Origin of the sequence: Marseilla massiliensis (genome assembly GCF_016899955.1) — a bacterium.
Taxonomy (GTDB): domain Bacteria; phylum Bacteroidota; class Bacteroidia; order Bacteroidales; family Bacteroidaceae; genus Prevotella; species Prevotella intestinigallinarum.
Window position 1 is genome coordinate 1 of record NZ_JACJJL010000105.1, and the last position, 438, is coordinate 438.

Sequence of the window (438 nt, forward strand, 5' to 3'; positions counted from 1 at the left end):
CCGTTATTACGCCGACACCATACCGATTGGTGACGGGCACATCCGCTACGAGCTGGATGCCGACGGAAGCACTGCATATTGCATTACGGCATGGCGTGGTGTAAGCGGTCGGCATGCAAATTTCATTGCGGAAAATGGTGAGGTAAGCATAACTTTCCATCCGGACGGCGTGGCCGATGTGCGTTCGGACACGCCTCTCAACAAGGAGATGCGGCGCGTGGTGGCTGCTACAGACACCATTACGGCAGCGGCTTTCGGCAGGCTTGAGGCATTGGAGAGGGCAAAGCTCGACTACACAGAGCCTGCGCGACGGTTGATGGAGTTGCGCCAGACAACAAGAAACAGCGACTCTCTGAAAGCGATTGACACCGAACTGAGGCGGCTCCAGGCCGACGGCCGTTTGCTTACTCCTGAGTTTGTTGCGGCAAACAATGCAGT

The 438-nt window shown here is 56.6% G+C and carries 1 protein-coding gene; it reads left to right on the top strand.

All coding sequences use genetic code 11. The features are described from left to right. The coding region (locus H6B30_RS16105; protein ID WP_205112253.1) for a DUF4369 domain-containing protein at positions 1 to 438 on the top strand (438 nt) is incomplete at both ends.